This is a genomic window from Microbacterium sp. Marseille-Q6648 (assembly GCF_943181415.1).
In the GTDB taxonomy this organism is placed as follows: domain Bacteria; phylum Actinomycetota; class Actinomycetes; order Actinomycetales; family Microbacteriaceae; genus Microbacterium.
In genome coordinates, this window is record NZ_CALPBZ010000001.1 from 1,453,719 (window position 1) to 1,479,836 (window position 26,118).

Sequence of the window (26,118 nt, forward strand, 5' to 3'; positions counted from 1 at the left end):
ACAACCTTTGCTACCCTCGAGGCATGCCGGAGCTCGAGCAGGACGAACGCGTCGCTGTCGCACGCCTTCGCGCCCTCCTCGAACTGCTGCCGACCGCCCTCGACCGGGAACTGGCCGCCGAGGGCATCACGTCTTTCGAGTTCACCCTCTTGGAAGCCCTCCACGAGGCCGACGCGGGTCGGCTGCGTCTGAGCGCACTCGCGGCGCGCACCAACGCCACACTCCCCCGCCTCTCACGCGTGGTGACGAGTCTCGAGCGGAAGGGGCTCGTCCTCCGCGCGGCGTGCGAGGAGGACGGCCGCGCCACCAACGCACTGCTGACGCCCGCCGGCGAGCGCGCCTATGAGGCCAGTCGCCCCCGACACGACGAGGCCGTTCGCCGCATGATCTTTGACGGACTCGGTGACGGTGGAGCCGAACGGCTGTCAGAGATCTCCTATGCGATCCTCGACAAGCTCGACCCCGACCGGCGCCTCGCCGTGACGGCCGACGGGTGCGCCGCAGACCCGACTCCCGCAGAGGACGCGGGGGCCTGCGCCGCAGACCCGGCGCCGCGCTGAGCGCGACGTCTCGTCAGCGGTCCGCATGCTTCCGCCGGTACGCCGACCACGTGACTGCCCACGTGTCGGGGTCGTCGAGACCGGAGCCGTCGATCTGAGCCACGACCTGGTTGTGCGGCGCCGTGCGTACGAGTTCGGGATCGCGACGGCCCTCGTCGAGCACGTGCGCGAGCACCGCGATCCACTCGTCGAGATCCTCCTTCGACCACATCTCGCCCGCCTCGGGTGTGAAGGGCTCGGGGATGATCCACGGCTCGTGCGCGAGCCAGTAGGCGTCGATCCCGAAGTCCGTCATCCGGTTCTGCACATCGATCGTCGTCAGCCCCGTCTCGGCGGTGTACTCCTCGAGCGAGTACCGCGTCATCTCCATGCGCGGCAGGGCCTTGCCCGGGAACGACATCGTGACACCCGGCAGCGCCATGAGCTGCTTCTCCATGTAGTTGTTGGCCAGGACCGACAGGTCGGAGGCCTCCCGGAGCCCGTCTGTGCCCATCGCCCGCGTCCAGGAGTACGCCTTGACGAGCTGCTGGACGTTGCCGAGGAACTCGCGCACCCGACCCACGCTGTCGGCCGGCTCGATGAGGTCGTAGCGCCCGCCGTCTTCGACCACGCGCGGGCCGGGAAGGAAGCGGGCCAGCTCTTCCGAGCATCCGTACGCTCCGACGGAGGGGCCGTTGCCGCCCTTGGGCACACCGAACGTCTTGTGTAGCATGTACATGCAGGCGTCGAAGCCCAGGTCGCGCGCACGCAGCCGCGTCATGACCCCGTTGAAGTTCGCGCTGTCGTAGAAGGCGAGCGCGCCGACGCCGTGCACCGCCTCGATGAACTCCTTGATGTGGGGGTTGTAGATCCCCATGTCGTCCGGGTTGTTGAGCATGAGCGCCGCCGTGTGCGGGCCGATGACGGCGTTGAGCGCCGCCACGGACGGGTAGCCGTCCTCTTCGATCGGGAGCGTGATGACGTCGAAGCCGGCCGCCTTGGCCGTCGCGGGGTTGCACGGGTGGGCCTGTGCCGTCGTCACGATCTGCGTGCGCTGGGCCAGCTCGCCGCGTGAGGCGTGGTAGGCCCGCGTCACGACGGCGTGCAGATACGCCGCATCCGCCCCGCCGCCCGGCTGGAAGCTGAACGCATGCATGCCCGAGAGGTTGCACAGCTGCTCCTCGAGGGAGTGCACGATGCCGAGCAGACCCTGGTAGGTCGCCGGATCCTGACGGGGATGCACGGCGGCGACCTCCGATCGTGCCGTGATCTGCTCGTTGACCGTGGGGTTGTGCTTCATGGTGCACGTGCCGAAGAGGCTGATGCCCATCATGCCCATCGTCTGCTGCGACAGGTGGGTGAAGTGACGCCGCACTTCGTACTCCGCGAGCTCGGGCAGCTCGGCATCCTTCTCCCGCCGCAGCCCGTCGGGGAACGCCGAGACGCCGGCTTCGGGCGCCCACGACGCCGGCGGCACGATGCCGCGACGGCCGGGCGCACCGAGCTCGTAGACGACGGGCTCGTCCCAGGACGCGGCGTGGAATCTGCGGATGGCGCTCATCGCGCGACCACCTCCTCGAGGGCGGAGATCAGTTGTCGGACATCGTCTTCCGAGATCACCTCGGTGACGCAGTACAAGGCGCAGCCCTCGAGCGAGGGGTGGCTGCCGGTGAGGTCGTGGCCGCCGAGGATGCCGCGCTCGAGCAGTGCCGCGTTGATGTCGGCCACGGTACGACCGGTGTCCGAGAAGTCCACGACGAACTCCTTGAAGATGCGGTCCGCGTAGCGGACCGACACGGTGGGGATCTCGGCGATGAGCTGCGCCGTGCGGCGCGCGTTGGCGGCGACCGTCTCGGCGAGCTCCCTCATGCCCGAAGGGCCGAGCAGCGCGAGATAGATCGCGGCGCGCACGGCCCAGAGGTAGACGGAATTGCCCGTCCAGTCGTTGCCCAGTTCGCGTGCGCCGTAGGAGCTCTGACCGAAGAGCGTCATGCCGAAGGCGCGCTCGCCTTCGCGGATGGTCGGGGCGATGCTGACCTGCAGCGTCGGGAACTGGCGCGCGTACCGCTCCTCATCGCGGCTGGCGATGAACCCGCCGACGCCGCCGCCGGCGTTGAGGTGGATGCCGAGCGGCTGGATCGACCCCACGACGATGTCCGCACCGAAGGCGGCGGGCGAGGCGAGGCCGCCGAGCGAGATCGGGTCGACGCCGACGATCGCCTCGGCGCCCGCTGCATGGGCGGCATCGACGATGCGGGCGATGTCGTGCTCGATCACACCCCATGCGTTGGGGGTTTCGACGTACACCGCGGCGACGTCGTCCCCCAGGGCGGCATGCAGCGCCTCGAGCGACACGGTGCCGGACGCCGGGTCGACGGGCACTTCGCGGATCTCGAGCGAACCTCCCAGCTCGCGGTAGCCGGCGTACGTCTCGATGACGAGCCGGCGCTCCCGGTCGATGTTGTCGGGGAGCACCACGACGCTGCGCCCCGTCATCCGCCCGGCCATGCGCAGCGCGTGTCCGGCCGCACAGCCCCAGCTGTAGACGGGCAGGCCGACGAACTCGAGGTCCAGGAGCGCACCGAGCTCGGATGCGAACTCGAACCAGGCCTGATTGCGCCCGTGGTCGGAGCTGGGAGTGCCCCACACCGAGGTCGAGATCTCGGGTCGTCCGACGATCTCGTCGCAGAGCGCGGGCACGTGGTGCTTCCAGTACCCGCCGCCGAGGAACGAGATGTGGGTGTCGGTGGAGATTCCCCCGCGAAGGCGTCCCTCGAGCATCCGCCGCAGCTCGAACTCCGAGCGGATGCCGGGTACGGACGCCACGTGGTCGTCCGAACGGTGGTCGCCCGGGATCTGGGCGAAGAGCTCTTCGGCGTCCGAGATGCCGATCGCGTCCAGAAGCGCCTGCCGGCTCCCCTCCGCGGAGTTGGCCATGTACGGGTGCGATGGACTCATGTCTGTCTCCTGCTCTCGCTCATCCTGGGGGTGCGTGTCATGCGGTGCGTGTCATGAGGTGCATGTCTCGGGGTCCGTCACGCCGCCGCGTCGACCACGCGGAGGACGGTGCTCTGCCGGGGACCCGTGCGCACGCGACGGTAGCCGAGCAGCGGGTGCGGCGACGACTGCTCGTCGAGGTCGGCATCGACGAGGAGCACGGGCGGGAACAGCACCCCGATCTTCTCCTCGGTCGCGATGATGTGGATGCGCGGGGCGCCGATCGCGGCGATGACCCGCGGGCTGAGCTCCTGATTGCCGCGGCCCAGCAGGAAACCCTGCCCACCCACGACGCCGAGCACGAGGACGGGATGCTCCGCCGCCGAGACGACGGCGAAGAGCCGGTTCTCCGCCACGTCCTTCTCGACGCTGCCGTCGGGGTGCCGCACATCGACTCCCCGCAGCGTGGGGACGACGCCGAGTCTGTCCGCCACCGCACCCGCCGTTGCGCCCGGGCCGATGATCCAGGTCGTTCGCGGGTCCGCGGCGGGGACGAGAGACTCGGCGATGGCGCGACCGGCGGCGGCCGAGAATGCGGGCGGCGCTGCTGCCTTCGCGCCCTGAAGCGGCTCGGCCGAACGGGGTGCGCGGAGCAGGCCGACCACGCCGGCGCCGCCGTCCGCCCCGACGTCGAGGACCTCCGCCGGCTCGAACGACGCACGACCGTCGACGACGGCCGCGATCAGTCGCCCCGCCGCCTCGGGCGAACGCGCGAACACCTCGGAGTGCATCTTGACCCCCGACGGCACGCCGACGACGGGAACGTCCTGTGCGATCGCGCGGGCGATGTCCGTCGCCGTCCCGTCACCTCCGGCGAAGACGATGAGGTCCGCGCCGTGGGCGGCGAACGACCGCGCCGCTGCGACGGTGTGTTCCCGCGTCGTGCGCGCGGGGGGCACGGGCATGTCGAGCACGGTGTGAGGGATGCCGGCATCCGCGAGCGCGTGGGCGCCCATCGGTCCGGGCGCCGCGACCAGTTCGAGCCCGGAGCCTCCGACGGCGGCCCGGTCGAGTGCCCGAACGAGTCGACGTGCCGCGTGGCCGGCCCGCACCGCCTCGTCGAAACGGTCCAGCGGAAGCTCATCGGTGCCGTGGAGCGCGCGCGTGCCGCCGAAACCCGCAATCGGGTTCAGCACCACGCCCACACGCACCGTCACGGCCCTACGCGTCGCGCAGTTCTTCGACGGCGCGGTCGAGACCGCGGCGGACGCCGGCGACCATGCGCTCGAGCTCGTCGGGCGTGGTGACGAACGGCGGTGAGAACGAGACGGTGTCGGCTGCGGGCAGCGCCCGCGTGATGACACCCTCCGCGAGGGCACCCCGCGTGACGACCCCCGCGAACGCGCCCTGCGCGGCGAAGGGGCGCAGCGGCTCGCGTGACTCGACGAACTCGACGGCGGCCATGAGTCCGCGCCCGCGGATCTCTCCGACGTGCGGGTGTTCGCCGAACGCATCGTGCAACAGCTCGTGCAGGAGCCGGCCGTTCTCCGCCACGCGGTCGACGAGCCCCTCGCGTTCGATGATGTCGAGATTCGTCATGGCAGCCGCTGCCGCGAGCGGGTGCGCCGAATAGGTGTAGCCGTGCCCGAAGCTGCCGTACTTCGCCGATCCCTCCAGGAGCACCTGCCACACCTTCTCACTCACGAGGACGGCCGAGAGGGGCACGTAAGCGGATGTGATGCCCTTCGCGACCGTCATGAGGTCGGGGCGCATGTCGACCGCGGTGCTGCCGAAGGGCACTCCGAGGCGGCCGAATCCGGTGACGACCTCGTCCGCGATGAGGAGCACGTCATGCTTGTCGAGGACCGCCTGGATCTTCGGGAAGTAGGTTTCGGGCGGCACGATGACACCGCCCGCAGCCATCACGGGTTCGGCGATCATGGCAGCGACCGTCCCGGGTCCCTCGTTGACGATGAATCGGTCGAGTTCGGTCGCCAGGGCCGTGGCGAACTCGTCGTCGGTCTGCCCCGGCTCGCGCTCCCACAGCCGGTGGGGCGGACGCACGTGGCGGATCATGGGCAGCGGCAGGTCGAATCCGTCGTGCAGGTTCTGGAGTCCGGTGAGACCGCCGGACAGCACGGTGACGCCGTGGTAGCCCCGGCGGCGCGCGATGATCTTCTTCTTCTGCGGACGACCGAGCACGTTGTTGTAGTACCAGACGAGCTTGGCCTGGGTGTCGTTCGCGTCCGATCCGGAGTTGCCGTAGAACACCTTGCTCATGGGCACGGGCGCCATCGAGATGAGCCGCTCCGAAAGACGGGCGGGCAGGTCGGTCCCCATCGACGAGAACGCATGGAAGTACGGCAGCTTCAGCGCCTGCTCGCGCAGGGCCTCGGCCATCTCGGGATGCGAGTACCCGACGTTGACGCACCACAGTCCCGCCATCGCGTCGAGATAGTCGCGCCCCGCGCGGTCGGTGACGGTGGAACCCTTCCCCGAGACGATCGTCATGTGGGGACCGTTCTGGGCGTGAGCCGCCAGGTTGGTCATCGGGTGGAAGAGGAAGTTCCGATCCAGCTCCTCGACGTGCATGTCGTACACCTTTGTTCGTTCGCAATACGCACTGATGGTCGCACTTCGCACATTACCCTCTATGCTGGACCTGGTTCAAACCCGATGCCGGGATCCGAGTCAGAAAGTTGAGGGCGACCCATGACGACCACCCGTTCCGAGCTGCTCGCGAGCGATCTCCTGCGCACTCAGCTCTATTACGACGGACAGTGGCGAGACGGGTCAACGGGTGACCGCCACCCCGTCACCGATCCCGCCACGGGCGAGGAGATCGCGCAGGTCGCGATCGCGACGGCGGAGGACGTCGAGGCCGCCGTCGAGGCTGCCGCGGTTGCGTTCAAGACCTGGTCGAAAGTGCCCGCTCCGCAGCGCTCGCGCATCCTGCGGCGCTGGTACGACCTCGTCGTCGAACGCGCGGACGACCTCGCCGAGATCCTCACCGCCGAGCAGGGCAAGCCCCTCGCCGAGGCGCGCGCCGAGGTCCTCTACGGCGCCGGCTTCATCGAGTGGTTCGCCGAAGAGGCCAAGCGGCTCTACGGCGAGGTCATCCCCACCAACAACCCCGATCGGCGCATGCTCACGACCCGCACCGCCGTCGGCGTCACCGCCGCGATCACGCCGTGGAACTTCCCCGCGGCGATGATCCTCCGCAAGGCGTCCCCGGCTCTCGCGGCCGGCTGCACGATGATCATCAAGCCCGCGAGCGAGACGCCGCTCACGGCCTTCGCCCTCGTCGCGCTCGCCGAAGAGGCCGGCATCCCCGCCGGCGTGCTCAGCGTCGTCAACGGTTCCGGCCCGGTCATCGGCGGCGTGCTCACGAGCCACGAGCTCGTGCGCACCATCAGCTTCACGGGGTCGACCGAGGTCGGCCGGATGCTGATGGCGCAGTCGGCCGGCACGATCAAGCGGCTCGCGCTGGAGCTCGGCGGCAACGCGCCGCTCATCGTCTTCGACGACGCCGATCTCGACAACGCGGTCAAGGGCGCCATGGACTCGAAGTTCCGCAATGCGGGCCAGACGTGCGTGTGCGCGAACCGCATCATCGTTCAGGAGGGCATCCACGACGCGTTCGTCGAGGCCCTTTCGCGCGAGGTCGCGAAGCTGCGCGTCGGGGACGGCCGCGAGCCCGGGACGACGCAGGGCCCGCTCATCTCGCGCTCGGCCGTCGAGAAGGTCGAGTCGCACATCGCGGACGCGACGGCCAAGGGCGCGCGCATCGTGTCCGGTGGCGGAGTGAGCGAGCTCGGGGGCACGTTCTTCGAGCCCACGCTCCTCGTGGGCGCGACCGCCGACATGCGCGTCGCGACCGAGGAGACCTTCGGCCCCCTCGCGCCGGTGTTCAAGTTCTCGACCGAGGAGGAGGCGATCGCGCTGGCGAACGACACCGAGTTCGGTCTCGCCGGCTACTTCTTCAGCCGCGACATCGGCCGCATCACCCGCGTCGCGGAGGCTCTCGAGGTGGGCGTCGTCGGCGTCAACACGGGCCTCATCTCCTACGAGGGGGCGCCGTTCGGCGGCGTGAAGCAGTCGGGCATCGGCCGCGAAGGCTCCCTCCACGGCATCGAGGAGTACACCGACCTGAAGTACATCTGCATCGAGGGCATCCTGTGACCGCGAGGGCGACGGTGGGCGTCTGAGGAGAGGACCGCCGGCGATGACCGACATCGACAGCGATCGCAGGTCTGGCGAGTTCATCCAGTCCCTCGACCGGGGACTGGCCGTCGTCCGGGCGTTCTCGAACGAGCGCGACCTGCTCTCGCTCGCGGACGTCGCCAAGGTGACCGGACTCAGTCGCGCGTCCGTGCGCCGTGCGCTGCTGACCCTCGAGACGCTCGGCTACGTGGGCAGCCGGCAGAACCGGTTCTACCTCCGTCCGCGCGTTCTGGACCTGGGCTACGCGTTCCTGTCCTCGTCGTCGAGCATCGACATCACGCAGGATCATCTGCGCCGCCTCTCGGCCCGCATCGGCGAGTCGGTCTCGGCATGCGAGTACGACGACGGAGATGTCGTCTACGTCGCGCGCGCCGCAGCGGAGACGATCATGCCGATCCGGCTGGGTATCGGCAGGCGGCTGCCGGCTTTCTGCACGTCGACGGGTCGGGTGCTCCTGTCGGAGTTCGACGACGATCGGCTCGACGCGTACTTCCAGGCCTACCCGCGCGAGAAGCTGTCCCCCGCGACGATCGTCGACGAGCAGGAGCTCCGCGACCGCATCGCCGAGGTGCGCGCACAGGGCTGGTCGCTGAACAACCAGGAAGTCGACCTCGGCGCGCGCTCCATCGCCGCACCCGTGGTCGGCGCCGACGGCCGCTACGTCAGCGCCGTCAACATCTCGGTGTCGACGTCGCGCGTATCGGTCGAGCAGCTCCGCGGCGACTACCTCCCGCAGCTCCTCGAGGCGACGGGCCTCATCAGCGCCGACCTCTCCCACCTCAGCCGCCGTCAGACCTGACGGCGCCCCGCCCCTCACCGCACGACAGAAGGAACCCGAGTGCCCCGTCTGACGCCACGCCTGTTCGAGCCCATCACGCTGAACGGGCTCACGATCCCCCACCGTCTCTGGGTCGCGCCCATGTGCATGTACTCGTCGGTCGACGGCATGCCCACCGACTGGCACCTGGTGCATCTCGGCTCGTTCGCCATCGGGCGGGCGGGCCTCATCATGACCGAGGCCGCCGCGGTCTCGCCCGAGGGTCGCATCAGCCCCGACGACGCCGGCATCTGGAACGATGAGCATGTCACCGCCTGGCGCAGGGTCGTCGACTTCGTGCACGGCATGGACAGCCTGATCGGCATCCAGCTCTCGCACGCGGGCCGTAAGGCGGCGACGTACCCGCCGACGCGCGGCCGCGGCTCGGTCCCGGTCGAAGAGGGAGGGTGGACCACGCTCGGCCCGTCCGACATCGCCTACGGTACGTTCACGACCCCGGCCGCGCTCGATCGTGCCGGCATTGCGAAGGTCGTCGCGGACTATGCCGCCGCCGCGGAGCGCGCCGTCGCCGCCGGCTTCGACCTCGTCGAGATCCACGCGGCGCACGGCTACCTGCTCGGTCAGTTCCTGTCGCCCACATCGAACCTGCGCACCGATGAGTACGGCGGCGACGCGGCCGGCCGTGACCGCCTGCTGCGCGAGGTGATCTCGGCCGTGCGGGAGCGCATTCCGACCGACATGCCGCTCGTCGTCCGGATCTCGGCCACCGAGTGGGTGCCGGGAGGAGTCACGGTCGACGACACGATCGCGACCCTTCAGCGGATCGAGGGGGTGGACCTCGTGAGCGTCTCATCCGGGGGCAACAGCCCCGACCAGCAGATCCCGGCGGGTCCCGGGTACCAGCAGCCGCTCTCCCGCGCGGTGCGCGCGGCCGTCGATGTGCCCGTCGGCGTCGCGGGGCTCATCACGACGCCCGAACAGGCCGAGGCCGCCCTCGGAGCGGGCGACGCCGACGTCGTCTACGTCGCCCGTCAGTTCCTGCGGGAGCCGACGTTCACGCTCCGCGCCGCAGCGGCGCTCGGCGGAGAGCTCGCGTGGGCGTGGCAGTACAACCGGGCCAAGTACATCGAGAGCATCCCCTGACACCGGCCGGGCGCGCGGGAATCAGTGACCGCGCGCCGGGTCCGACGCCGCGGTGGGTTCCGCACCCTCCTGGTGGGCGACGGTCATCCCCTCGCGCACGAAGGTGACGCACGTCCGTGTCTGCGGCACCCCGTCGACGACCATGACGCAGTCGAAGCACACGCCCATGCCGCAGTAATAGCCACGGGCATCCTTGTTCTCGGTGCGTCGCAGGCCCAGGCCGCGGTCGGCCATGACGGCCGCCGCGACGCTCTCGCCCTCGTACGCCTCCGCGGGGCGGCCGTCGATGACGATCTCGACGCGTCGTCCGCGCTCGAGGCCGTGCCCGGGCACCCTCCCCGCGCTCATGCCGTGCCGCTCTCCGACGGCAGCAGGCCCTCCTCCACCAGCACGGCCCGCATGGCAGCGAGGTCGCGGGGGTCGGTGATCGGAAGGCGCGGACGCCGCACGTGTCCGGCGGGCTGACCGAGCATGTGCATGAGCGCCTTCAACTGGGCCTGATACGACCCGTAGATGCCCGCCCAGCCCCCTGGCAGCCACAGCTTCGGAAAGAGCCGGTCCGCCTTCTCCGCGTACTCCTGCATCGGCGCGACGTCGCCGGCCCAGTGGTTCTCCCAGAATGCGGGGTCGGGGCGTCCGTGGAGCGATCCTCCGCCGACGAAACCGTCCCCGCCCTCGGTGCGCAACACCTCGACGCCTCGAGTGGACATGTAGGGCCCGAAGACACGCACGCGATCGCGCACGCGCCGCGACGTCTCGAAGAACTGATCGGCGTCCGGGGTGCTGTCTTTGATCGCGACGACGGCCTTCACGTCGGCGAGCCGATCGGCCAGGTCGCTGTCGATGTCGATGCCCGTGCCGTGCGGCCAGTTGTACACGACGAGGGGTCCCGCGATGCGCTCGCCGATGTCCTCGTACCAGGCGACGACCTCGTCGGGGAACAGCTTGATGTACGGCGGCGCCGAGGCGAGGACGCCGTCCGCACCGGCGCCGAGGGCGTGCGCGGCCAGCACCTCGACGTTCTCGGCGGTGTTGGAGGTGCATCCCACGAGCACGCGCAGACGGCCGGCTGCGGCGGCTACGGCGGTCTCGGCGACGGCGTGACGCTCATCCACGCTCTGCGAGAACCACTCCCCGCATGTGCCGTTGACGACCACACCGTGCATTCCGCGCTCGACGTACTGTTCGATCAGGGCGTGCAGCGTGTCGGTGTCCAGCGCCCCGCTCTCGGTGAAGGGCGTCACCACCGCGGGGAAGTAGCCGGCCCAGTCGACGTCGTTGCGATCCATCAGTCAGTGCTCCTGTTCGTCTGTCGTTCGTTGAAGTTCAGGCCCGGGCGCGGTCGACCGTGCGGTCGATCGAGAAGCGCTCGTCGAAGGGCGAGGCCGCCGCCGGCGCCACGATCATCTCGGCGATCTGCCGAGCGTAGATGGGCGAGAAGGTGAATCCGGTCGACGCGACGCACGCGTAGTACCCGGGCACCCGGACCGACTCCCCGACGATGGGCGAGTAGTCGTCGGTGAAGGCGATGATGCCCGACCACGTGCGCAGAACCCGCACGTCCTCCAGCTGCGGGACGACATCGAGGGCGACACGCAGGTTGCCGGCGGCGCTGCGCCACGTCGTGGGGTATCGCCGCGGGTATCCCATCATCGGCGTCGGCCAGCCGCCGCCGATGATGAACGAGCCGTGGTGGGTCTGTTTGAGGGTCAGTCGACGACCGATGTGCTGCACCATCGATGGCAGGAGCTCGGCCCGCGCCTCGGTCACATTGACATGGAGGCCCTCCCGGCGGATCGGGAAGCGGAGCCCCACCATGGCGCCGAGCTCGCCCGCCCACCCGCCGCCGCAGTTCACCACCCGTCGAGCGCGGATCGTGCCCGCGCTGGTACGGACGGTGAAGCGATGCGCACCAGCGGCATCGTCGACATCGATCGCGAAGACCTCCACGCCCGTCCGCACGCGCGCGCCGTGCTCGATCGCGCGACGGGCGTAGAGCGGCGCGACGACGAGCGGATTGGCGTGCCCCTCGAGGTCGCAGTACGTCGCCCCGATCACTCGATCGGAGAAGTACGGCGCGCGCTCGCGGAGCCGTCCTCCGGTCAGCACCTCGGTGTGGATCCCCGCTTCCTCTTCGAGCACATGCTTCTCGTGCAGCAGGCTGAGCTGCTCGTCCGTCTCGGCGACCATCCAGCCTCCGGTCTGGTGCAGCCCGATGTCCGCGCCGAGCTCGGCGCTCAGCTTCTTCCACAGCCCGTAGGCCTCGACGCTCGCGCGCGCGTCACCGAGGAGCCGCGAACGATCGGCGTCGGTCCCCTTGCCCGAGAGCTGGTGGATCGCGAGCTGGAAATGGAAGCTGCCGGCGTTCGTTCCCGATGCCTCCCGGTTGAGCTCCCCGCGTTCGACGAGCTCGACCTCGACGCCTTCCTTAGCGAGGTAGTAGGCGACCGCCGCGCCGGCGATGCCGCCGCCGATGACGAGGACGTCCGTGTCGGCGACGACGGCGCCGGCGCGTCCGGGCAGGTCGGACGGCCTGAGGTCCGTTCTCTCGGGTTCGATCGGGTCGTCCTCCTTCGCCGCGAAGAGCCCGGGGTCGGCGACGTTCGCGTCGGCGACGGCGCCGATCGGCACCGGGCGCAGCGGCATGCGTGGTGTGGCGGGAGCGACGTCTCCGACATCCACACCCCGCTCCTCGGCGATCATCGCGGCGATGTGGCGTCCGCACATCCGGCCCTGACACGGACCCATGCCCGCGCGGGTGAGGGCCTTCACGGCGCTGACTTCGGGAGCGGTCTGTACGGCGACGCGCACCTCGGCTTCGGAGACTCCCTCGCAGCGGCACACGATCGTCGTGGGCTCGGCGAGCCCGAACACCCCGGCGCCCACCCCGTACATGCGCTGCGTCGCGCGCGTGAGGGCTCGCCGCCGCGCGAGGCGACGCAGGAGCGGACGAGCCGCCGCGACGACGGCGTCGTCGGCGGAGACCCCTGCGTCGAGCGCGACGGCCAGCGCGGCGATGCGGCCCTCGTCCGCCGCGACGGCCGAGCCTTCGACGCCCGCACCGTCGCCCGCCGCGTACACCCCCGCGACCTCCGTGCGGCACCACTCGTCCTTGCGCACGACGGGTCCGCCGAGGTCCTCGCTCGTGTCGAAACCGCAGCCGACGAGGCGCAGCAGCTCGGAAGCGGGGGTGAACCCGTAGCCGACGCACAGCACGTCGGCGGCGACCGTCTCCTCGGAGCCGGGGATCACCCGCCATTGCGTATCGACGCGTGCGTGCACGACACGCTCGACCCGGCCGTCGCCTTCGGCGCGCACGACGATGCGACGGTAGCGCAACGGGATGCGGTGGGCGAGGAGCGCGGACTGGTACTTGGCGGCATCCATGAGCAGACCCACATTGCCCGGCGCGGCGGCCGCGATCCGGGCGAGGTCGCCGGGGCCGGGCGGCGGGCCCGCTTCGAGTGCCGTGACGATGTTCGCCCCGAAGCCCGCCAGCTGCGCCGGGAAGGCCAGGGCCACGGGGCCGGAGCCGGCGAAGACGATGCGCTCGCCGGGGACGAACGCCTGCGTCTTCGCGAGGGTCTGCAGACCGCCGGCGGTGATGACCCCGGGGAGAGTCCAGCCGGGGAAGACGACGGGTCTGTCGTGTGCGCCGGCGGCGACGACGACGCGCCGGGCGCGGACGGACGAGACCGGCTCGCCGTCGGTCTGCACCATGGCGATCCACCCGCCCGCGTCCGGCTCGACGTCGACGACGCTGGTGCGCAGCCGCACGACCGCTCGACTGGCCGTGACCTCGTCGATCAGCGCGCGGCCGGCGAGGTACTGCGCACCCATCCGCCGGGCGTCCGTCACCCGCATCCCCGGGCCGGGCTGCTTGTACACCTGGCCGCCGAGAGTGGGGCGTTCGTCGATGAGCACGGTATCCAGTCCCGCATCGGCCGCGGTCGACGCCGCGGCCATGCCCGCAGGCCCACCGCCGACGATCAGGACGTCGTACACGTGCTCATCGACGGTCATGGATCAGCAGCCCTCCGGCATCGCCGGCAGCTCGGGAGCCATCCACTTCGTGTACAGCTCCTCGAGGGTGCCGTCGCTCTGCACCGAGCACAGGAACGCATCGAGCTGCTCGACGAGCGCGGCGTTGTCCTTCTGCACGCCCCACGCGCCGTAGTACAGGCTCAACGGCTCGCTGAGGTCGAGCGGCGCCAGCTGCCCCGGGTTGGAGCGGTCGAACTCCGCGAGGATGTAGTCCTCGACGACGACGGCATCCGCGCGTCCTGTCGCGACCTCGAGCAGCGCGGCGTTCTGGTCGGGGAACCCGGCGACCGTCGCGTTGGGGAATGTGTCCTTCACGAGCTGCTCGCCCGTCGAACCCTGCAGTGCGGTGATGACGACGCCCTCCTGGTCGTAGTCCTCGATGCTCGAGCCCAGCTCGGATCCGGGTGCGACGCCGAGGATCGTGGCGTACGGCACGTAGCCGCGGCTGAAGTCGATGACCTCCTTGCGCTCATCCGTCGCCCCGAGACCGACCGAGACCATGTCGAACTGTCGGGACTGCAGACCGGGGATGAGCCCGTTGAAGTCGAGGTTCTGGATGTCGAGCTCGACGCCCATCTCCTCGGCGAGCAGGTTGAGAAGGTCGACGTCGTACCCCGAAGGGGTGTCGCCGTCGAGGAACATCTGGGGCTTGTACTGGAGGTTCATGCCGACCACGAGCGTGCCGGGGGTCATGAGCCCGCTGTCGGCCGCCGCGTCCTCGGACTCCTCGGGGGCGGCGGCTCCACTGCCGCCGCTGCTGCAGGCCGACAGCACCAGCGCTGCGGCCGCGGCTGCGGCGACGAGAGGCACCCGCAGTGCCTTCATGCTGATTCGTGCGTTCACGGTGTTCTCCATTCGATGTGACTTCGGGATTGCGGAGGTGATGCCGGAGGGGGAAAAGCGATGGCGGGATGCCGTCACTTGGGCGTGTAGAGGGTGCCGGTCGCGGGGGTGACCGCCTTGATGCGCCCCGCAAGGGCGTCGACCGTTCGGCGCTGACGCGCACGCAGGGTGCGACCGACGATCCCGAGCGGAGGCCGGACGTACGCGCCCTCGATGAGCCGGAAGACGAGGTCGATCGCGAACGCGGCGAGCACGTAGATGATCGCGGCCGCGGTGTAGAGGACGAACGGCTGGAACGTCGTCGCGACGAGGTTCTGGGTGACGCGGACCACTTCGAGCAGGCCGATGACGGTGAAGGTCGAGGTGTCCTTGACCATGCCGATGAACATGCTGCCGATGTTGGGGAGCGCGATCTTGATCGCCTGCGGCAGGGTGACCGAGAAGAAGATCTGCGACGACCGCATGCCCAGGGCCCAGCCCGCCTCGGTGTGACCGGCGGGCACGGCCTGAAGCGCCGAGCGGAAGATCTCCGCGAAGAAGGCGCTGTACAGAAGCGAGAGCGCGATGACGCCGGCCTGGAAGACGGTGAACCGCACCCCGAGCAGCAGGGCGAGACCGAAGTACACCCAGATGACGCTCACGAGGGCGGGGACGCCGCGGAAGATGTTGATGTAGGCCGACGCGAGCCAGTTGACGGGCTTGGGCGCCGAGCGCAGCACGGCGAGGAGGAGCCCGAAGACGAGCGAGATCGCCAGGCCCACGATGGCGACCGAGAAGGCCGTCCACAGGCCGGAGAGGAGCGCATCGCGGTTGTCCCAGATGAGACTCCAGTCGTAGTCGAGGATCGACATCACATCACCGCCCGCAGGAATTCGCGCGCACGGTCGCTCGTGCAGTTGTCGTAGAACCCGCGCGGACCCGATTCGACGATGCGCCCGTCCTCCATGAAGACGTTGAGATCGCCGACCTCCTTCGCGAAGCCGAGCTCGTGCGTGACGACGACCATGGTCATCCCGGTCTCGGCCACCTCGCGCATTGTCTTGAGCACCTCGCCGACCAGCTCGGGATCGAGTGCGGAGGTGGGCTCGTCGAAGAGCATCACCTCGGGGTCGAGGGCCAGCGCGCGAGCGATGGCCACGCGCTGCTGCTGACCGCCGCTCAGCTCTGCCGGATAGTTCGCCGCCCGGTCGATCAGCCCGACGCGTCGGAGGGTGATGGCGGCCTTCTCGCGTGCCTTCTGCCTGCTCATGCGCTGCACCTTGCGCAGCGGGAGCGCCACGTTGTCGAGCGCGCACAGGTGCGGGAAGAGGTTGAACTGCTGGAAGACCATCCCCACGCGCCGGCGCAGCTCGAGGCGACCCCCGCGCTTGACCCCGGATTCGCCCGGAAGCCCCGGCCCGAACTCGACACCGTCGACCTTGAGCGACCCGGAGTCGGGCTCGGCCAAGAGGTTGATGCTGCGCAGCACCGTGGACTTGCCGGAGCCGGAGGGACCGAACAGCACGACGTGCTGACCGCGCTCGATCGTGAGGTCGATGTCGAAGAGCACTTGCGTCTTGCCGTAGGTCTTGTTGATGCCGCGCAGCGCGATGAGCGGCTGACCGAGCGTCCCCGCGGACGCGGCGCCGTCGGCGGCGAGCGTATGCCGGGTCACGCGCGCACCTCGGTGACGCTGACGTACAGGCCGTCCGGGTCGCGGAAGTAGGCGTACCGCCAGGTGCGCCCGCCCTCCATCCGGATCTCGTGCGGCTCGCCCACGAGGTCCACGCCGATCGAATCGAGATACGCGATCGCGAGGTCGAGGTTCCGCGCGCCGATCGAGAACTCGAAGGTGCCGAGGTGCCCCCATTCCCCGCGCATGTCCGGCCCGGCCGGTGTCTGCTCGACGGGCTCGAGCGACCCGCCGTGCGGGCTCATCAGCAGCATCATCCGCTGGCTCGGCGGCTGGCGGCCGACGTCGAGGAACCACTGGTTCATCGGCTCGTTCACGCCCGCCATGTCGAAGAGCTTCGCGGTGAACCCCAGGGAGCGGTAGAACGCCTCGGTGCGGTCGGAGCTGCCGACCCCGAACGCGACGTGGTTGACGCCTTGCGGACCGTCGGGGTAGGGCCACCCCGACTCCAGCGAGCGCCATTCGATGAACTCGATCTTGGCGCCGTCGGGGTCCTCGACATAGGAGAGGCCGCAGTGGGTGTCGTAGGGCTCGAGGATCTGGTCGTTCGGCTCCATGAGCACCGTGTGGCCGTCGGCGACGAGACGCTCGTGGAAGTCCTCGTAGGACTGCACGTGGATGCAGACCTCGCAGATGCCGGGCTCCCCGTAGGCGAAGCCCTCGGGAAGCGGCGGCTGCGGCCGGTTCGTGATCTGGACGAGCTTGATCCCGGAGCGTCCCAGCACGGTCGGATGCGCGCTGCGCAGGTACACGACGCGCGCTTCGGTCGCCTCGTGCCCGGTCAGCGCCTCGATCCCGCCCAGGGGGCCGGTGTAGTCGAAGGCGACGTCGACGAAGCCCAGGTCGCCGTAGAACCGCAGAGATGCGTCCATGTCGGAGACGCCGATGCCGATGTGGTCGAGCCCCAGGAGGGTTCCGAACCGGTAGTCAGGTGCGTTCATGTGTGGGGTCCTCGCGTAGTCGCGGTTGCGTGATGCGGGTCACGCGCGGACGACCGTGGTCGTTGGAGTGATGTTTGCATAACGCACACTTGTCCGCAATACGCACAATTGCGTTCGTATTGCGATGATCCGTTCGCATACCGTACATTACTGTCAGTCCGATCAGGAGGATGGTCTTTTGACGCACGTGGATCCGCAGGGCGCCGACACGTCGGCGACAGCGCCCTCATCGCGCCCGCTCGCGGGTCGGCGCTTTCTGGTCACGGGCGGGGCACGGGGACTCGGCGCCGCCATCGTCGAAGCGCTGGCCGCGCAGGGGGCGCGAGGGGCGATCATCGACCTCCATCCGCCGGCGTCACCCGCTCCGTGGCCGACCGTGAGCGCCGACGTGACCGATGAGCAGGCGATGGATGCCGCGGTGAGCACTCTGACGAACGACGACGTCCCGTTCGACGGACTCATCGCCGCCGCCGGCGTCGTACCGTCCTGGCACTCCCCCGAGACCGTCGATCTCGATGACTTCGACCGGACGATGTCGGTGAACGTGCGCGGCGTGGTGGCGGCTATCAGGAGTGTCGCCCCCGCCATGCCCGACGGCGGCACGATCGTCGTGATCGGCTCGCTGAACTCGTGGAAAGCCGATCCGCACCTCCTCTCCTATGTGGCGAGCAAGCACGCTCTACTCGGCGTCGTGCGCTCGTCGGCGCTGGCGCTCGGCCGTCGGGGCATCCGCGTGAACGCCGTCGCTCCGGGACCGGTCGAGACCGAAGCGCTGCTGGGGCGGATCGACAGCCGCGCAGCCCTCACCGGCCTCGACCGGGAGTCCGCGCTCGCGCGAGCCGCCGAGGCCACCGCACTCGGGCGGCTGGCCACGGCTCAGGATGTGGCCGAGGCGGCGCTCTTCCTCTCGTCTCCGGCTTCGAAAGCGATCACCGGCCACCTTCTGCCCGTCGACGGCGGAATGCTCTGAAGGAGACCACCATGGCGGCACTCGAAGGGCGCACAGCTCTCATCACAGGCGTCTCAGGCGCGATCGGCGGAGAACTGGCCCGCGTCTTCGGCCGCGAGGGCGCGAAGGTGATCGGCACGTATCGGAGCCGACGCGAGGCGGCCGAGGCGGCCCTGGCGGGCATCCCCGGGGAACGCCGGACGCTCCTGCAGGCGGGGTTCGGCGGCGGCGACAGCGCTCGTGACCTGTGGACACGCGCTCTCGAGCAGGGTGACGTCGACACCGTCGTCGTGAACGCCGCCGCCATGGCGTCGACGCCGCTCGTCGGCGACGACGCCGAATGGGATGCCGGCTGGCAGCGTTCTCTGCAGGTGAACGTCATCGCCGCGTCAACGCTCATGAGAGAGGCGGCGAGCGCGTTCGCCGAGCGTCAGCGCGGTTCCATCATCGCGGTCTCGAGCTGGGCGGCGGAGCAGGGCAGCCGCATCCCCGACCTGGGCGGGTACGCGGCCTCCAAGGCCGCGCTGCGCAACTTCGCCCAGACCCTCGCCCGCGCCTACGCGCGATCGGGGGTCCGCGTGTACACGATCGCTCCGGGCGTCGTCGACGGCGGCATGGGCACGGCCGACCTCGATCCGGATGAGGTGCGCGCCGTTGCGGAAGGACTCGCGATGGGTCAGCACGTCGCCGTTTCGGAGATCGCCGAGCTCGCCGCGTTCCTCGCATCCGATCGCTGTCCGAGTCTGACCGGATCGACGATCGACCTCAACGGGGCCTCCTACATCCGGTGATTCCGCGCGGATCACCGGCACCCGCCCCCGGGCATTCACCTTCAGAGCCACCAGAACACCTGATCGGACGCGTTACATGACTTCACCCCCTCCGCTCGGAACGAGCCCCGCTCCGCATGCCACCGAAACGGTCGCGGTGATCGGCGCGGGCAGCATCGGGATCGCGTGGGCCGTCGTCTTCGCCTCAGCGGGCGTGCACGTGCAGATGACCGAGACGCATGAGGGCGTGCGCGAGAGTGCGCTCGACGAGGTCGAGGCGATGCTGACCGAGCTCTCGGATGCGGGACTCCTCGCCGACCCCGTCGACGTGCTGCGCGCGCGCGTCACGATGTGCGCGACGCTCGAGGCCGCCCTCGCGGGCGCGGACTTCGTGCAGGAATGCGTCATCGAGGACGTCGACGTCAAGCGGGCGCTCTTCGCCGAGCTCGATCGGCTGACCGACCGCCGCGTCGTTCTGGCGAGCTCGACATCGACCATCATCGCCTCTCAATTCGCCGAAGACCTCCCGGGGCGCGAGCGCTGCCTCGTCGTGCATCCCGCGAACCCCCCGTACTTCCTGCGGGTCGCCGAGGTCGTGCCCGCCCCCTTCACGTCGGCCGACGCTGTGGCGGCCGCGACGGACCTGCTCACCAGGATCGATCTCACACCCGTCGTCCTCCACCGCGAGATCGAGGGCTTCGCGTTCAACCGCCTCCAGGGGGCCATGCTGCGCGAGGCCTACTGCCTCGTGCGCGACGGCGTCATCTCCCCCGGAGACGTCGACACGCTCGTCCGCAAGGGGCTGGGCCTGCGCTGGTCGGTCATCGGCCCCTTCACGACGAGTGAGCTCAACACCCGGGGCGGGCTGCGGCGCCATGCCGAGGTCCTCGGGCCGGTGTACGCGCGGATCGGGGTGGAGAGGGGCACCGACGACCCCTGGACGCCCGAGACGATCGAGCACGTCGCCCATCAGATCGAGCAGCGTCTGCCGCATCCGACGTGGGAGGAGAACGTCCGGGAGCGGGACCTCGCGATGATCCGCCTCGCGTCGCTCCTGCGCCACTTCGACAATCCGCTCGCCACTCCCGCACCCGCTGTCACCTCGCCTTTGTAAAGCAGAGGCGTCCACCAACCTGGCAGAGGAACGTTCCGCGCCCGATAGGCTGTGGCTTGTGAGCGAATCAGCGGATGCCGGGATCCAGGTCGCAGCCTGGTCGATGCTGGGAACCCCCGCGGCGGCCTCTCTCATGGCGCGCATCGGCGCCGATCTGCTGGTGCTCGACGCGCAGCATGGTCTCTACGACGACGCGGGACTGATCGCCGCGATCCCCGCGGCATCGGCCGTCCCGGTTCACGTGCGCGTACCCGAGAACAACGCCGCCCTCATCGGTCGCGCCCTCGACGCCGGCGCGACGGGCATCATCGTGCCGATGGTGCAGAACGTCGCGGAGGCCATCGCCGCCGCCGCCGCCGCACGCTACCCACCGCTGGGCGAGCGCTCGTGGGGTCCCCTCGCGGCCTACCGAGGTGAATCGACGACGCCCCCCGACGAGGCGAACGAGAGCGTGTCGTGCGCGGTCATGGTCGAGACCTCGCGCGCGCTGGCCGATGTCGACGCCATCGCGTCCGCTCCGGGAGTCGACATGGTGTTCGTCGGACCGTTCGACCTCGCGATCGCCCTCGGCAGGTCCGTGCCCGATCTCCTCGCCGACCACTCGCCCGGGAACCCGCTGGACGCGGTCGTGGCGGCGTGTCGCCGGGCGGGCACGCGCGCGGGCGCTTTCGCGGGAAGCCTCGAGGCCGCGCGCGCACTCTCGGAGCGCGGCTTCACCACGCTGGCCGTGGCGGTCGACACCCAGCTGATCTCGGCGGCGGGCACCACGCTCGTCGACGCCGCGCGCGGCATCCGGACGTCTGGCCGGCCCGCATGAGCTCGCTCGTCCGCGACATCGCCGACGAGTACATGCATGCTCTCGCGGTGCGTGAGCCCTCCGCCGCGCTCGCCCTCGGCCGTCCGAGCCCCGCGCGCGCACTCGCGGACCTCTCGCCCGAGTGGCTCGAAGAGCGGTACGCCCTGCAGGGCGGCGTGCTCGATCGCCTCGCGGCCCTCCCCGCCGACGCGCCGGACGCAGTCCTGCGCGCGGCCCTCGCCGAGCGACTCGCCGGGGACCGCGCCCTGTTCGACACCGGTTTCACGATGCGGCTGGTGGCCGGGCTCGCGACCCCCGTGCACCTCGTCCTCGGAAGCATCGAAGGTCTCGCGATCGGCGACGACGCCGCCGGGCGGGCCGTCCTCGAGCGGCTCGAGGCCGGACCGGCGGCCGTGCGCGAATACATGCGGTCGCTCGCGCGGGCGCGCGACCTCGGCAGAGCCGGCCGGTTCACGGGTACGGGCGTCGCATCCGCGCGCCAGATCCGGATCCTCGCCGATCAGGTGGCGGGCTGGGTGCGCAGCGACTACTTCGCCGGGATCGAGCGCGCAGTCGATCTGTCCCCGGCAGTCGCGGCACGTGCGGACGCCGCAGCGGCCGCCATGACGGCGGCGCTGTCCGAGCTCGTCGGGTTCCTCCGCGACGAGCTCCTGGCCGACGCCGCCGAGGACGACGCCATGGGCGAGGCCGTCTACGCGACGATGGCCGCGAGCATGCTCGGCTCGCCGATCGACCTCGATGAGGTCTACGGGTTCGGCTGGAGCGAGCTCGAGCGGCTCGTCGCCCTCTCACGCGAACTGGCCGAACAGCTCGGCGGATCGGGGGGCGACCCCGTCCGGTCGGCCGCCGCTCTCCTCGACGCCGACCCGCGCTACCGGCTCGAGGGCATCGAAGCGATCGTGACGTGGCTGCGCAGGCGGGTCGCCGAGAGCGTCGACGTGCTGGGGGCCGAGGCGTTCGACCTGCCGCCGACGATCGACGATGTCGAGTGCGTCGTCTCGCAGGCGTCGGCGGGCGTCGTGTACTACACGCCCGCGCCGCCCGACGGCACGGTCCCGAGCCGCATCGTGTGGACGGTCCCGAGCGGCCTGCCCGTCGCCGCGACGTGGCAGGAGGTCACGAGCGTCCACCACGAAGGGCTCCCGGGCCACCACCTCGAGCACACGGTCAATCGCGCGAACGCCGACCTGCACCCGTGGCAGCGGTACCTGTGCGAGGTCCACGGCTTCGCCGAGGGGTGGGCGCATTACGCCGAGGCCCTGTCCGACGAGCTCGGCCTCATCCGCGATCCCGCCGAGCGTCTCGGCATGGTCCTCGGCCAGATCTGGAGGTCCGTGCGCATCGTCGCCGACATCGGCATGCACACCGGACGACCGATACCGCCGACGACGCTCACCGCCGAGACCTCGTGGACGCCCGCGCTCGCCCGCACCTTCCTCGAGGACTACGCCATGGTCGAGCCCGACCTCGCGCGCTTCGAAGTCGACCGCTATCTGGGCTACCCCGGGCAGGCCCTCGCGTTCAAGGTCGGCGCCAAGCTGTGGTCGGAGGCGCGGGAAGCGTGGCGCGCGCGCCGCGGCCCGGATGCGCGACTGGCGGACTTCCACCGCGAGGCGCTCGCGCTCGGGCCGATGGGCCTCGCGCCGCTGCGCGCACTCCTCCTCGCCGACTGACCGCGCACGGCCCGACGCCGATCCGTCAGCGACCGTCGACCGGGACCGTCGCGACGACGCCGTGGACGATGAGGCGGATGTGATCGCCGACGCGACGCTCGCCCGCATCCGTCGTCTCGACGACCGTGCCGTCCGTCAGCTCGACCCGTACCGCCCGGTCTGCGCCGCGGAAGGACGTGCGCACGACCCGACCCGCGACCCCGGCATCCCCTTCGGCGATGCGGACCGATTCGGGTCTCAGCACGGCGAGCCGCTCACCGGGGGGCGTGTCCATGTCGACGCAGAGATCGCCGAATGCGCTTCGCGCCTCCCCCGGCCCGGTCATCTTCGCCGGGATGAGTGTCGAGCGCCCCACGAACGACGCCGTGAAGCGGTCGACCGGATGCCGGTACACCTCCTCGGGTGTCCCGTGCTGGTGGATGCGGCCCCGGTTCATGACGACGATGCGATCGGCGATGGCCAGCGCCTCAGCCTGGTCGTGCGTCACGAGCAGCGCCGACGTGCCGGTGCGCGCGATCGCGCGCAGCATCTCGTCGCGCACCTGCTCGCGCAGGGATGCGTCCAGATGCGCGAAGGGCTCGTCCAGCAGCACCAGCGACGGCCGGGGGGCGAGCGTGCGCGCGAGGGCGGCGCGCTGCTGCTCACCGCCGCTGACCTCGTGCGGCATCCGTCGGGCCAGGTGGGCGATGCCCAGCAGCTCGAGCATCTGCCCGGCATCCCTGTTCTTCGCCGGTCCGCGCAGGCCGTACGCGACGTTGGCGCCGATGTCGAGGTGCGGAAACAGGACGCTGTCCTGGAAGACGAGCCCCACGCCGCGGGCTTCCGGCGCGACGGCATGCCTCCCGCCGCTGACGCGGACCCCGTCGATGTCGATCGTGCCCTCGCCCGTGTCGAGACCCGCGATGAGCCGGAGCGTGGTGGTCTTGCCGCAGCCCGACGGACCGAGGAGCGCGACGAGAGCCCCCCGCGGCACCGCGATGTCGGCGTGGTCGACCGCGACCACCGCGCCGTAGCGGTATCCCAGACCGCGCGCGTCCAGAGCGAGATCCGTCATGTCGCCCCCGGTCCGTGCACCGTCGCGCGCGCGTGCAGCCAGAGCAGCGGGACGCTGATCGCCACCATGAGCAGCGCGGAGATGCTCGCCGTCGTGTACTGCCCCTCCACCATCGCCCCCCAGAGTCTCACAGCGAGCGTCTCCGCCCCCGTCGGCCGCAGCAGGAGCGTCGCCGGCAGTTCATGGAAGGTCGCGAAGAACACCAGCACGGCGCCGGTGAGCGCCGCGGGACGCACCAGCGGCAGGACGACCAGGGCCAGCGTCGCAGCATCCGATCGGCCGAGCGCACGGGACGCGTCGAGAAGCCGGTCGTCGATGCGCCGGAGCGCGACGCTGAGCGGAGCGATCGCCAGGGGCAGGAACAGGACGGCGTAGGCCAGGACCAGCGTCGTCGTGGACTGGTACAGCGTGGCGGGACCCAGGAGTGAGAGCACGAGGATCGCGAGCCCGACCGCCAGGTGCGGCAGCGAGTGGGTGATCCACGGCACCGCCTCGACGACGCGTCCGAGCAGCCGGCGACGGCGCGCCGCGAGGGCGATGGGCAGGGCGAGGAGTGTCGTCACCACGCTCGCGTACAGGCCGTACAGCACGGCGTTCCCCGCTTCGGCCAGCACCGGCCCCGGCTGCGCGCCCGCGGCGATGCCGCGCACCGTCCAGGCCACGAGCGTCGAGATGGGCAGGATGCTGGAGAACAGCACCACGAGCGTGAGGAGGGCCGTTCCGGCGGTTCGGGAGGCGACGCTCCCACGACGGGACACCGCAGGTCGCGCATTCGGCGCAGCAGCCGGCTCGCGTCCTCGCAGCACGACCTGCCCCACGATGAAGACCGCGGCCACGAGGACGAGGACCGAGCACAGCGCGAACGCGGGCGCGAGGTCGGCCCGGCCGCGGAACTGCGCGTACACGGCGCGGGTGAAGGTGTCGTACCGAAGCATCGACACCGCGCCGAAGTCCGAGATCACATACAGCGCCAGGATGCACGCGGCCAGCGCGAGCGTGCCGCGCAGATGCGGCAGGACGACGCGCGCGAACACCCGCGTCGAGGTGTCGCCGAGCAGGCGCGCGCTCTCCTCCAGCGCCGGATCGAGGCGGGACAGCGCGGCCGACACGAGGGTGTGCACGATCGGGATCCCGACGATCGTGAGGCACGCGGTCGCGGCCCACAGCCCGGCAGCCGGCGGGAGCCGGTCGACGCCGAAGGGCCCGAGCCACCGCGTCAGCGTGCCGTCGCCGCCGAGCATGCCCGACAGGGCTACCGCGATGACGTACGCGGGGAGCACGAGGGGCACCATCACGAGGGTCGACCACATGCGGCCGGCGCGCAGCGCGGAACGCTGCGTCACCACCGCGGTGGCGGTGCCGATCACGATCGAGAAGGCGACGACGAGCCCGGCGAGGAGGAGCGTGTTGCCGAGGAGTTCGACGAGCCGTTCGGGGCCCACCGTCTGCGCGTCGCGCCCGAGCACGCCCTGCACCGCGAGCACGACCAGCGGCGGTGCGCTCAGGAGGACGACGACGAGGACGGCGAGGACCGCCGCCGCGCGCTGGGCCGGTTCTGCCACGGCTCGCCTAGATGAGACCGGATCGGGCGATCAGGTCGGCGGCGATGTCGAGGTTGCCCGCGACCTCGCCGAGCCTCATGTCGCCGATGAGCTCGCCGTCCAGCGGGCGCTCCCCCGCGGGCGTGCCCACGCCGGTTCGCATCGGGTACTCTCCGACGGCCTCGAGGAAGTGCTGCTGGGACGCGTCGGAGAGCAGGAAGCGGACGAAGTCGAGCGCGACGGCGGGGTGGTCAGCCGAGGCGAGCGTGCCGATGGTCGTCGGCACGAGCACGTCGCCGGCATCCCCCGCCTCGAACGAGTGGTTGCGCACCGGGAAACCCGGGTCCTCCACCAGAAGCCGGTGCACGTAGTAGTGATTGACGAGCCCGACCTCGAGATCGCCCGCTGCGATCGCGCGCAGCTGCTCCTCGTTTCCGTCGAAGACCTGCGGATCGTTGGCCGCCATGTCCTCGAGCCAGGCGAGGGTCGGGCCCTCTCCGTGCATCGCGACGAGGGCGGCGACGAAGGAGACGAAGGAGCTGTGCGTGGGCGCGAGACCGACCTTCCCGGCCCACTCCGATCCGGTGAGCTCGAACACCGAGGACGGCAGTCGCGCCTCGGGGGTCTGCGCGGGATCGTAGGCGAGCACGCGCCGGCGCGCGGTCACGCCGACCCAGTCGTCCTCTCGCCCGGCGACCGCCTCCGGCACGAGGTCGAGGACGTCCGCGGGCAGGGCACTCAGGAGCCCCGCCTCCGACACGGCGCCCATGTAGGCGGGGTCCTGGGCGAAGAACACGTCGGCGGGCGAGGCCTCCCCCTCCTGGAGGATCGTCGTGGCGAGCTCGCCCGTGCTCCCGTAGCGGGCTTCGACGACGAGGCCGGTGTCTCGCTCGAAGCGCTCGACGAGCGGGCGCACGTGATCCTCGTTGCGTCCGACGTAGACCACGAGGTCGGCCGAACCGTCCCCGCCCGCACCCGGCTCCGAGGCGCCGCCGTCGGACGATCCCGTCGCGCACCCCGTGAGCGCGAGGACGGCGACGAGCGCGAGGGCGACGAGACGGCGGGGATGCATGGGTGCG

At 70.6% G+C, this 26,118-nt stretch carries 23 protein-coding genes; 9 read left to right on the forward strand and 14 right to left on the reverse strand.

The window, feature by feature from the left end:
- Positions 1-23: 23 nt before the first annotated feature.
- A complete protein-coding gene (locus NFR93_RS06960) occupies positions 24-560 on the forward strand; it encodes a MarR family winged helix-turn-helix transcriptional regulator (protein WP_251451192.1) in 537 nt (178 codons plus the stop codon).
- Positions 561-573: 13 nt separating this feature from the next.
- Here the strand turns inward: NFR93_RS06960 and gcvPB are convergent, their stop codons facing one another.
- The 4 genes from gcvPB to NFR93_RS06980 all read right to left on the reverse strand — a co-directional run bounded on the left by gcvPB (position 574) and on the right by NFR93_RS06980 (position 6,068).
- On the reverse strand, positions 574-2,100 hold the full coding sequence (gene gcvPB, locus NFR93_RS06965) for an aminomethyl-transferring glycine dehydrogenase subunit GcvPB (RefSeq protein ID WP_251451194.1): 1,527 nt from the start codon (positions 2,098-2,100) through the stop codon (positions 574-576).
- Positions 2,097-3,497 (reverse strand): aminomethyl-transferring glycine dehydrogenase subunit GcvPA, encoded by a 1,401-nt coding sequence (gcvPA, locus tag NFR93_RS06970; protein WP_251451195.1) that lies wholly within the window; start codon positions 3,495-3,497, stop codon positions 2,097-2,099. Before gcvPA ends, gcvPB begins: the two co-directional genes overlap by 4 nt.
- A 77-nt stretch (positions 3,498-3,574) precedes the next feature.
- Positions 3,575-4,693, reverse strand: coding sequence for an ATP-NAD kinase family protein (locus tag NFR93_RS06975; protein WP_251451196.1), 1,119 nt, complete (start codon positions 4,691-4,693; stop codon positions 3,575-3,577).
- Between the two features lie 4 nt (positions 4,694-4,697).
- Complete coding sequence (locus tag NFR93_RS06980) at positions 4,698-6,068, reverse strand: aminotransferase (RefSeq protein WP_251451197.1); 1,371 nt, start codon at positions 6,066-6,068, stop codon at positions 4,698-4,700.
- A 120-nt stretch (positions 6,069-6,188) separates the two neighbouring features.
- On the opposite strand from NFR93_RS06980, the gene NFR93_RS06985 reads away from it, so the two are divergent.
- From NFR93_RS06985 to NFR93_RS06995, 3 genes are read left to right on the forward strand one after another with little or no spacing between them, the layout of a single operon-like run.
- A complete protein-coding gene (locus tag NFR93_RS06985) occupies positions 6,189-7,658 on the forward strand; it encodes an NAD-dependent succinate-semialdehyde dehydrogenase (RefSeq protein ID WP_251451198.1) in 1,470 nt (489 codons plus the stop codon).
- 43 nt (positions 7,659-7,701) lie between these two features.
- The gene (locus tag NFR93_RS06990) at positions 7,702-8,499 is read left to right on the forward strand and encodes an IclR family transcriptional regulator domain-containing protein (protein WP_251451199.1); all 798 of its coding nucleotides are present in this window, start codon (positions 7,702-7,704) and stop codon (positions 8,497-8,499) included.
- A gap of 39 nt (positions 8,500-8,538) precedes the next feature.
- Complete coding sequence (locus NFR93_RS06995) at positions 8,539-9,621, forward strand: NADH:flavin oxidoreductase/NADH oxidase (RefSeq protein WP_251451200.1); 1,083 nt, start codon at positions 8,539-8,541, stop codon at positions 9,619-9,621.
- 21 nt (positions 9,622-9,642) lie between these two features.
- On the opposite strand, the gene NFR93_RS07000 is transcribed toward NFR93_RS06995, so the two are convergent.
- The 7 genes from NFR93_RS07000 to NFR93_RS07030 all read right to left on the reverse strand — a co-directional run bounded on the left by NFR93_RS07000 (position 9,643) and on the right by NFR93_RS07030 (position 17,121).
- Positions 9,643-9,969: a (2Fe-2S)-binding protein gene (locus tag NFR93_RS07000; protein WP_251451201.1), complete on the reverse strand. Its 327-nt coding sequence runs from the start codon at positions 9,967-9,969 to the stop codon at positions 9,643-9,645.
- Complete coding sequence (locus NFR93_RS07005; protein WP_251451203.1) at positions 9,966-10,910, reverse strand: dihydrodipicolinate synthase family protein; 945 nt, start codon at positions 10,908-10,910, stop codon at positions 9,966-9,968. Before NFR93_RS07005 ends, NFR93_RS07000 begins: the two co-directional genes overlap by 4 nt.
- Before the next feature lie 37 nt (positions 10,911-10,947).
- Positions 10,948-13,644, reverse strand: a complete 2,697-nt coding sequence (locus tag NFR93_RS07010; RefSeq protein WP_251451205.1) for an FAD-dependent oxidoreductase — start codon at positions 13,642-13,644, stop codon at positions 10,948-10,950.
- Between the two features lie 3 nt (positions 13,645-13,647).
- Entirely contained in the window at positions 13,648-14,508 is an 861-nt protein-coding gene (locus NFR93_RS07015) for a transporter substrate-binding domain-containing protein (RefSeq protein WP_251451207.1), read from the reverse strand.
- A 74-nt stretch (positions 14,509-14,582) separates the two neighbouring features.
- Complete coding sequence (locus NFR93_RS07020) at positions 14,583-15,359, reverse strand: amino acid ABC transporter permease (protein WP_251451209.1); 777 nt, start codon at positions 15,357-15,359, stop codon at positions 14,583-14,585.
- Positions 15,359-16,162, reverse strand: a complete 804-nt coding sequence (locus tag NFR93_RS07025; RefSeq protein ID WP_285814547.1) for an amino acid ABC transporter ATP-binding protein — start codon at positions 16,160-16,162, stop codon at positions 15,359-15,361. The genes NFR93_RS07020 and NFR93_RS07025 overlap by 1 nt, the downstream gene beginning before the upstream one ends.
- Complete coding sequence (locus tag NFR93_RS07030; protein WP_251451211.1) at positions 16,159-17,121, reverse strand: VOC family protein; 963 nt, start codon at positions 17,119-17,121, stop codon at positions 16,159-16,161. Before NFR93_RS07030 ends, NFR93_RS07025 begins: the two co-directional genes overlap by 4 nt.
- A 187-nt stretch (positions 17,122-17,308) precedes the next feature.
- Here NFR93_RS07030 and NFR93_RS07035 point away from each other — a divergent pair, with 187 nt between their 5' ends.
- The 5 genes from NFR93_RS07035 (at position 17,309) to NFR93_RS07055 (ending at position 22,444) form a co-directional block, all read left to right on the forward strand.
- Positions 17,309-18,091, forward strand: coding sequence for an SDR family NAD(P)-dependent oxidoreductase (locus NFR93_RS07035; protein ID WP_251451542.1), 783 nt, complete (start codon positions 17,309-17,311; stop codon positions 18,089-18,091).
- 11 nt (positions 18,092-18,102) lie between these two features.
- Complete coding sequence (locus NFR93_RS07040; protein ID WP_251451213.1) at positions 18,103-18,861, forward strand: SDR family NAD(P)-dependent oxidoreductase; 759 nt, start codon at positions 18,103-18,105, stop codon at positions 18,859-18,861.
- 76 nt (positions 18,862-18,937) lie between these two features.
- Positions 18,938-19,954, forward strand: a complete 1,017-nt coding sequence (locus tag NFR93_RS07045; protein ID WP_251451215.1) for a 3-hydroxyacyl-CoA dehydrogenase — start codon at positions 18,938-18,940, stop codon at positions 19,952-19,954.
- 58 nt (positions 19,955-20,012) lie between these two features.
- Complete coding sequence (locus tag NFR93_RS07050) at positions 20,013-20,771, forward strand: HpcH/HpaI aldolase family protein (protein ID WP_251451217.1); 759 nt, start codon at positions 20,013-20,015, stop codon at positions 20,769-20,771.
- A complete protein-coding gene (locus tag NFR93_RS07055; protein WP_251451218.1) occupies positions 20,768-22,444 on the forward strand; it encodes a DUF885 domain-containing protein in 1,677 nt (558 codons plus the stop codon). The genes NFR93_RS07050 and NFR93_RS07055 overlap by 4 nt, the downstream gene beginning before the upstream one ends.
- A 25-nt stretch (positions 22,445-22,469) precedes the next feature.
- Here the strand turns inward: NFR93_RS07055 and NFR93_RS07060 are convergent, their stop codons facing one another.
- From NFR93_RS07060 to NFR93_RS07070, 3 genes are read right to left on the reverse strand one after another with little or no spacing between them, the layout of a single operon-like run.
- Positions 22,470-23,498, reverse strand: a complete 1,029-nt coding sequence (locus NFR93_RS07060) for an ABC transporter ATP-binding protein (RefSeq protein ID WP_251451219.1) — start codon at positions 23,496-23,498, stop codon at positions 22,470-22,472.
- Positions 23,495-25,060, reverse strand: coding sequence for an ABC transporter permease (locus NFR93_RS07065; protein WP_251451220.1), 1,566 nt, complete (start codon positions 25,058-25,060; stop codon positions 23,495-23,497). Before NFR93_RS07065 ends, NFR93_RS07060 begins: the two co-directional genes overlap by 4 nt.
- 7 nt (positions 25,061-25,067) lie before the next feature.
- A complete protein-coding gene (locus NFR93_RS07070; RefSeq protein ID WP_251451221.1) occupies positions 25,068-26,111 on the reverse strand; it encodes an extracellular solute-binding protein in 1,044 nt (347 codons plus the stop codon).
- Positions 26,112-26,118 lie beyond the last annotated feature (7 nt).

What these genes read in the sequence shown, in the direction of transcription:
- NFR93_RS06960 (WP_251451192.1), top strand. Translation starts at nt 24, where the DNA reads ATGCCGGAGCTCGAGCAGGACGAACGCGTCGCTGTCGCACGCCTTCGC.
- gcvPB (WP_251451194.1), bottom strand. Translation starts at nt 2,100, where the DNA reads ATGAGCGCCATCCGCAGATTCCACGCCGCGTCCTGGGACGAGCCCGTC.
- gcvPA (WP_251451195.1), bottom strand. Translation starts at nt 3,497, where the DNA reads ATGAGTCCATCGCACCCGTACATGGCCAACTCCGCGGAGGGGAGCCGG.
- NFR93_RS06980 (WP_251451197.1), bottom strand. Translation starts at nt 6,068, where the DNA reads ATGCACGTCGAGGAGCTGGATCGGAACTTCCTCTTCCACCCGATGACC.
- NFR93_RS06985 (WP_251451198.1), top strand. Translation starts at nt 6,189, where the DNA reads ATGACGACCACCCGTTCCGAGCTGCTCGCGAGCGATCTCCTGCGCACT.
- NFR93_RS06990 (WP_251451199.1), top strand. Translation starts at nt 7,702, where the DNA reads ATGACCGACATCGACAGCGATCGCAGGTCTGGCGAGTTCATCCAGTCC.
- NFR93_RS07000 (WP_251451201.1), bottom strand. Translation starts at nt 9,969, where the DNA reads ATGAGCGCGGGGAGGGTGCCCGGGCACGGCCTCGAGCGCGGACGACGC.
- NFR93_RS07005 (WP_251451203.1), bottom strand. Translation starts at nt 10,910, where the DNA reads ATGGATCGCAACGACGTCGACTGGGCCGGCTACTTCCCCGCGGTGGTG.
- NFR93_RS07010 (WP_251451205.1), bottom strand. Translation starts at nt 13,644, where the DNA reads ATGACCGTCGATGAGCACGTGTACGACGTCCTGATCGTCGGCGGTGGG.
- NFR93_RS07020 (WP_251451209.1), bottom strand. Translation starts at nt 15,359, where the DNA reads ATGTCGATCCTCGACTACGACTGGAGTCTCATCTGGGACAACCGCGAT.
- NFR93_RS07030 (WP_251451211.1), bottom strand. Translation starts at nt 17,121, where the DNA reads ATGAACGCACCTGACTACCGGTTCGGAACCCTCCTGGGGCTCGACCAC.
- NFR93_RS07040 (WP_251451213.1), top strand. Translation starts at nt 18,103, where the DNA reads ATGGCGGCACTCGAAGGGCGCACAGCTCTCATCACAGGCGTCTCAGGC.
- NFR93_RS07045 (WP_251451215.1), top strand. Translation starts at nt 18,938, where the DNA reads ATGACTTCACCCCCTCCGCTCGGAACGAGCCCCGCTCCGCATGCCACC.
- NFR93_RS07055 (WP_251451218.1), top strand. Translation starts at nt 20,768, where the DNA reads ATGAGCTCGCTCGTCCGCGACATCGCCGACGAGTACATGCATGCTCTC.
- NFR93_RS07060 (WP_251451219.1), bottom strand. Translation starts at nt 23,498, where the DNA reads ATGACGGATCTCGCTCTGGACGCGCGCGGTCTGGGATACCGCTACGGC.
- NFR93_RS07070 (WP_251451221.1), bottom strand. Translation starts at nt 26,111, where the DNA reads ATGCATCCCCGCCGTCTCGTCGCCCTCGCGCTCGTCGCCGTCCTCGCG.